Genomic DNA, 6,127 nt, shown 5'->3' on the forward strand with positions numbered 1-6,127 from the left:
CGACCCGTTGCGCAGGGGTGGAACAGCGTCTGCGGCGCGGCTCAGGTGGTCGACCAGCTGAGGCCGAGGATCCGGAAGGCCTCCTGGACGTCGGCGTGCTCGGGGGAGAGGGCGTGGTGCGCGATCGCGTCGAGGGTGCGGCTGATCGCGGCGTCCTCGGCCCGCTCGAACACGGCCCACAGCGTGAGGTCATCGCCGTGCCGAGAGGCGAACGTGACGCCGTCGAGGTCGGTGGTCGCGTGCAGGTAGGTGGCCACCGACTGGGTGAGCGCTCGCGGTCGCCCGTCCTTGAGCGCGGCCGCGTCGAAGTCGTGCAGGGCGAGCAGGTGCGCGAGGGCGACGAACTGCGGCCGCAGGGCCGCGATGGACTCTGCGGCTGTCACCGCGCAGAACCGACCCGACAGCGTCGCGCTCGCTGCCGACCGCGGCTCGAGCCATGAGTAGGAGATCTCGCCGGCGCGGGCCGTCGGGTGCATCGCGGCGTCCTCGTCATCCTCCTCGATGTCGTCGAGCTCGAGCACGAGGGTCGGGTCAGGCCGGAAGCCGGCGAGGACCTCGAGCAGGCAGGCCAGGAGGGTGGATCCGGCGTAGATGGTGCGGAAGTTGCCCTGCCGGTCATCCCAGCGGCCGTGGAACCTGCCATCGGCGCCGGCCCACTCCCAACCCGACCAGGCCCAGGGCTCCGGCTTGAAGCCGACGCGCCAGACCTGCTCGGCCGCGTCGACGACGACCAGCTGAGGTGCCTCGGTCACCAGTGGAGTCACCCGGCCGCAGCGAACGTGCGCGCGGCCGCGAGGACCTCGGGGCCGACCTGCTCCAGGTCGCCCTCACGCAGCAGGCGCGCCGGCGCGACGTCGTCGAGGCGCGGGTTCATGCCCTGGAACCACGTCTGGACGACCGCGGCCGAGTCTTTCTCGCGCAGCAGAGCCGCGATCCGGTAGGCCATCCGCAGCCGGTTGACCACCTCGGTCGACGGGGTCCGTGCGTCGCCGGCGTCGGCCCACTGGCGTACGGCGCGGGTCTCCTGGACCGAGCCCAGGTAGGCCACGAGCTTGGCTCCGAGCAGGTCGCGCAGCCGCTCGACGAGCTCCGGCGTGGGCAGCCGCACCGACTCCTCGTAGGCGCGAAGGTCGCCGCGGGCGATGGTCGACTGAGTGCTCATACCTGCAGTGTGCCACCCTGTGCAGCGCAATCCAATAGTGAATCGCGGGGAAAATCACAGGCGAAATCACACCGCCGATAACATAGATTACGTCAACCTCTAGTCTGCGGATTGCATCAGATGAATCATCTACGGCGGGTCCGCCGCACTCCCCTTGTGCGTAGGGCTAAACACCTGCTGACCTGCAGAAACGCCGCACTATGCCGCGAGCCATGGGAGCCGTGGGCAACCCGCGGAAGGCGAGATCGGCACACCCAGCGGTGTTTTCGACACGCCGCTGACCTGCATGAACGCACTGATCGTCTCATCGGATGCATCATTGATTCAGTGACCGTAACCGGGTTCTCAGGGAGTTTTGATGCAGATTGACGGCTCTGGTCGGGTCCAGCTGGTGCCGTCGGTGCCGGTCCTGCGGCCCGATGAGCAGGTGCTCCAGATGATGCTCGATGGCTGGCGCAACCAGCAGCTGTCACGCAACCTGCAGTTCGCCACGATCGACCAGCGGCTGCGCTGCGTGCAGCGGTTCCTGGACCACGTCAACGAGGACCCGTGGCGCTGGACGCCCGCGATGGTCGAGGAGTTCTCCGCCGACCTGCGCACCGTCAAGCACGTCGCCCACTCCACGCTCCGCGGCTACCACTCCGCGCTTCGTGCGTTCACCAGCTACATCAGCAACCCCGACTACGGCTGGGACCGGATCTGCGAGCAGCACTTCGGCACCCACCCGTCTCAGGTCTTCTTCGACTGGAACACCGCTCCCCACGTCCAGGAGTACGACGGCCGACCGACGAAGCGCCCATACACCCGCGAGGAGATCAACGCGCTCTTCGATCACGCCGACGACGAGGTCGAGCGCATCGGCAACTCCACTCGCAAGGGCTGGCAGGCCGCCTACCGCGACGCGGTCATGATGAAGATCGCCTACGCCTACGGACTCCGGTTCAACGAGCTGCGTCACCTCCAGACCGTCGACTTCGCCCGCAACCCGCACGCCCGGGAGTTCGGTGCCTTCGGCGTCTGCAAGGTCCGCTACGGCAAAGCACGACGAGGGTCCCCACCGAAGCCACGCAGTGTTCTGACCGTCTGGCGGTGGACCCCCGCCATCCTCGAGGACTGGCTCGCCAACGGCCGCGGCGACCCCGGCACCCTCGACCTGTTCCCCAGCGAACGCGGTGGCCTGGTCGTCGAGTCGACCCTGATCCGGCGGGTCCGCCGCTACTGCGAGGAACTGGGCTTCTCCGACGGCCTTGACCTCCACTCTTTCCGTCGCTCCTACGCCACCCACCTCCTCGAAGCCGGCTGGGACCCCCGGTTCGTGCAGGACCAGATGGGCCACGAGCACGCCTCGACCACCGGGATCTACCAGTTCGTGACCGACGAGTTCCGCCGCTCCACTCTCAGGAGCGCGCTGGACCGCACGGTGAACGAAGCCCTGCAACGACGGACCGAGGACGGCACATCATGAAGCGCAAGGTCGACTACACCTGGCGGCTGGCCGAGCTGATGGCGGCCCGCGGCCTGCACAACACCACCGATCTCATTCCTCTGCTGGCCGAACGCGACATCACCCTGTCGCGACCCCAGGTCTACCGCCTCGTCAACCAGCGCCCTGAGCGTGTGTCGCTCCAAGTGATCGCGGCGCTGTGCGACATCTTCGACTGCACGCCCGCCGATCTCGTCACCACCACCGCGGCCGACGCAAGAGTCCGCAAGACCGGCACCGCCACCCCGCCGAATGTCGTCGCGCTCGACCGCACGGTTCGGCCGCGCCGCGCGAACATCCTCGACGAGTAGCGGCCAGGTGTTCTTGTGGATCCGAAGCCGGCTGGCCTCTCCCCTCGCAACACCAAGCAGGGCCGGCCCCGTGCGACCGCGGCCAAGAACGGCCCGTGCGCCCGGTGCGACCGCGGCATGCCCCGTGTCGCAGCGACGTGGCCAGAAGGACGGCTCTGCTTCATCTGCTTCTACGAAGCGACCCGGACATACGGCACCTGCCCCGACTGTCTGCAACACCGCCTGCTGCCTGGCCCGGCCAACGATGCGGGCCTGGCCACCTGCTCCACCTGCGCGCAGATCCCCTACGACTTCCACTGCGAACGCTGCGGCAACGAAGCCGCCCATCAGCGCGGTCGTGTCTGCGTCCGCTGCGCCCTCCGCGACGACCTCCACGGCCTGCTCGGCGGCGTCCCAACCGACCCCGTCCTCCTCGGCCTGGTCGATGCACTCTGCGCCGCCGACCGGCCCGAGTCGATCCTTGCGTGGAAGCGCTCAGTCAAGGTTCAGCAGCTGCTTCGCGGCCTCGGGGACGGCACGATCTCGGTGTCGCACGAGGGCCTCGACACCGCGTCCGGCAGACCCGCCGAGCACCTCCGGGCGCTCATGCAGCACCACGGTCTCCTCCCCCATCGCGACCCCTACCTTCCCCGCTTCGAGCAATGGATCGACGCCAAACTCGACGGGCTCCCCGACGAGGTGCGCCAACCCGTCGAGCACTTCGCCACCTGGCACCACCTCCGACGGATCCGGGCCAAGGCCGACGCCGGCTCGACCACACGCGGCCCGATCCACTCGGCCAAGCAGGAGATCACCGAGACGGTCAAGTTCCTCGTCTGGCTCCACGAGACCTGCCAACGCACCGCCGCCACCTGCACACAGCAAGACATCGACGAGTGGCTGGCCACCGGACCCACCACACGCGGCGCGATCAGAACGTTCTTCGTCATCGCGAAGAAGTCGCGCCTTAACACTACGGTGACGGTCCAGCACCGATCAGCCAAGACCAGTCCGTCGCTGAGCCAGGACCAGCGGCTCGCCTGGATCCACGAGCTCCTCACCGGAACCAACGAGTCACTTCCCTACCGCGTCGCGGGGATGCTCCTCCTGCTCTACGCTCAGCCGCTGGTCAAGGTCGTCACTCTCCCGACCAACGTCATCGACGACGGTGACACCGGCATGAGCATCACCCTCGGCTCGGTCCCCACCGACGTCCCCATACCGTTCGCGTCCCTACTGAGCGAGCACCTCTCCGCGCGGCCAAACCTCCGCACCGGCGCCGGCCCAGACAACCCCTGGCTCTTCCCCAGCACCCTCGCCGGCCGTCATCTCCACCCCAACACGGTCATGGACCGGCTCCGCGACCTCGGCGTCAACCTCCTCGGCGCCCGCAACCGCGCCATCGGTGAGCTCGTCCTCGAATGCCCGCCCTCCCTCGTCGCCGAGGCCCTCGGCTACAGCACCCAGGTCGCGTTCCTCCACGCCGACAAGGCCGCCGAGCCGTGGGCCCGCTATGCCGGACGCACTGTTAAGTCCTGATCGCTGCACGCGCAGGCTTGTTCGTCAGGCCCGGACCTTTCCCGGTGAATGTGTAGCAGCCCCGAATCACCATCGCCGGTAGTGGTCTGCCTACTTCATCGAGGTGTGAGCAACCCGGTTAATGGGCGCCTAAAGGTGCGCTCCAAGAGGGGGAACCAGGTGTTGAGGGGTCCGTCAGCGAAGGCTGCGTACGGCGCGCCCGCGACGTAGCGTTGTTCACCTTGCGGCACGCCGGCGAAGGGGTCGATGAGTTGTTCGTCGAACGTTGGATCGACGTTAGAAGCCGCGACGAAGGTCAGCGTCCCGGCCGGAAGCGCCGACGTGAGACCTTCGAGGTCGTCGATGGCCAGGCGGACAAAGATGGGTTGGCCAACTTCGGCGTCGCCGTGGAGCACCAAGGTCGGCGTTACCTCCAGGACGATCGTGCCCAATGGGTCGGGGTCCCCGGCGAAGACCGGCTGAGTGGGGCCGGCGTCCACCTCGGTCAGCGTTCCGACCACGGCGACGTCGAACTGCTCGTACCCGAGGATCGGGAACTGAGGGTCGGCTGCGTCGAACGACGGAGTATCGAGCGCCTCCTTGGCAACGGCGTCGAGACGCGGGCTGGAGGCCAGCAGCTCTTCGACGTTTGCGGAGGGCGGAGCCGCACTCGCCGGTCCGGTGTTGGTCGCAGACTCGTTTGTGGGTCCGGTCGTCGATTGAGAGGTGGCTTGTCCGCAGCCGGCAAGGAGTGCCAGCGCGACAGCGACGGCGGCGGCCGGGGCGAGGAATCGAGCTCGGGTGGTCATCTGCAGCCCTTCAGTAACGCGCGGCGATGTCGGCGGTGTGGTGAGCGTTGTAGCGCCGCCAGTTGTCCGCGGTCTCGATGTGTCCACGAACGAGGCAGTCGCGCACCCGGTCGGGGGTGCTGGCGTTGTAGTAGCCCGCACGGTTCTCGAAGTCGACTGGGTGGTGCTCGAGACCCGTGACGTGGCCGAGCTCATGACACCAGGTCTTCTCGAAGTTGAGTTCGAGCTCGCCGTTGGCGGGTACTCCATTGGAGTAAGGGTCGCCGGCATCGTTGTTCGTGGTGACCTGGCTGCTGCGGTCCTGGATGACGTTGAACTTGTCGCAGATCTGCGGGTTCGAGGTCTCGTTCCTGAAGTTGATGCAGCGAGCGCTTCCCCAGGTTCCGTCGCCGAGTTCGCCGTTGACGAACCGGACGTCTGTGTTCTCGGCACAGTCGCTCACGTTGGTCGTGGTCATCGCGGTGTTGTTGGCGAGGTTCTGAATCGCCCAGCGGGCGGGCTCGATCATCCCGGAGCCGTCCATCGATGCCGAGATACACCACGTGACATTGGCGCCGTCGGTCCGGATTCCGAGATCGCATGCCTGGCCCGCGGACGGGACGAGGAGCACCAGTGACGCAACAAGCACGGCGAAGGCGGAGGCCCTCCTACCTCGACGTGCGCGTCGACGAGCCAACCTCTGCTGGACCAGGTGAGCAACGGACACGGCGCTTCCTTCCGAGAGAGTGGAGTCCAGCAGAGTGGTGTACGACGGACCTGAGTGAGCGCGTGCCTGCAACGTAGGCGCGGCCACCAGGTGGATCCTTCGAGTGATCTCTCACAACCGACTCGAAGAAGGACACCTTGATGACCGCTGTGCCCAGTA

7 protein-coding genes are annotated in these 6,127 nt (G+C 67.3%); 3 read left to right on the forward strand and 4 right to left on the reverse strand.

Annotated features, from left to right (window positions below):
* Window positions 1–41 precede the first annotated feature (41 nt).
* Both Q1V71_RS10800 and Q1V71_RS10805 read right to left on the reverse strand, forming a co-directional pair.
* Window positions 42–752: an RES domain-containing protein gene (locus Q1V71_RS10800; protein WP_300643697.1), complete on the reverse strand. Its 711-nt coding sequence runs from the start codon at window positions 750–752 to the stop codon at window positions 42–44.
* Window positions 753–760: 8 nt separating this feature from the next.
* Window positions 761–1,162 (reverse strand): hypothetical protein, encoded by a 402-nt coding sequence (locus Q1V71_RS10805; protein WP_300643699.1) that lies wholly within the window; start codon window positions 1,160–1,162, stop codon window positions 761–763.
* Window positions 1,163–1,520: 358 nt separating this feature from the next.
* On the opposite strand from Q1V71_RS10805, the gene Q1V71_RS10810 reads away from it, so the two are divergent.
* From Q1V71_RS10810 to Q1V71_RS10820, 3 genes are all read left to right on the forward strand, one after another.
* Window positions 1,521–2,627: a site-specific integrase gene (locus Q1V71_RS10810; protein ID WP_300643701.1), complete on the forward strand. Its 1,107-nt coding sequence runs from the start codon at window positions 1,521–1,523 to the stop codon at window positions 2,625–2,627.
* Window positions 2,624–2,956 (forward strand): helix-turn-helix transcriptional regulator, encoded by a 333-nt coding sequence (locus tag Q1V71_RS10815; protein ID WP_300643703.1) that lies wholly within the window; start codon window positions 2,624–2,626, stop codon window positions 2,954–2,956. The genes Q1V71_RS10810 and Q1V71_RS10815 overlap by 4 nt, the downstream gene beginning before the upstream one ends.
* A 117-nt stretch (window positions 2,957–3,073) precedes the next feature.
* Window positions 3,074–4,474: a hypothetical protein gene (locus Q1V71_RS10820; RefSeq protein ID WP_300643705.1), complete on the forward strand. Its 1,401-nt coding sequence runs from the start codon at window positions 3,074–3,076 to the stop codon at window positions 4,472–4,474.
* 95 nt (window positions 4,475–4,569) lie between these two features.
* Here the strand turns inward: Q1V71_RS10820 and Q1V71_RS10825 are convergent, their stop codons facing one another.
* Window positions 4,570–5,262 carry a hypothetical protein gene (locus Q1V71_RS10825; protein WP_300643707.1) on the reverse strand — a complete coding sequence of 231 codons (693 nt, stop codon included), beginning with the start codon at window positions 5,260–5,262 and terminating at the stop codon, window positions 4,570–4,572.
* 10 nt (window positions 5,263–5,272) lie between these two features.
* Window positions 5,273–5,872 (reverse strand): hypothetical protein, encoded by a 600-nt coding sequence (locus Q1V71_RS10830; RefSeq protein WP_300643709.1) that lies wholly within the window; start codon window positions 5,870–5,872, stop codon window positions 5,273–5,275.
* Between the last annotated feature and the right edge of the window lie 255 nt (window positions 5,873–6,127).

The organism is Nocardioides sp. (assembly GCF_030149505.1).
Classification (GTDB): Bacteria; Actinomycetota; Actinomycetes; order Propionibacteriales; family Nocardioidaceae; genus Nocardioides.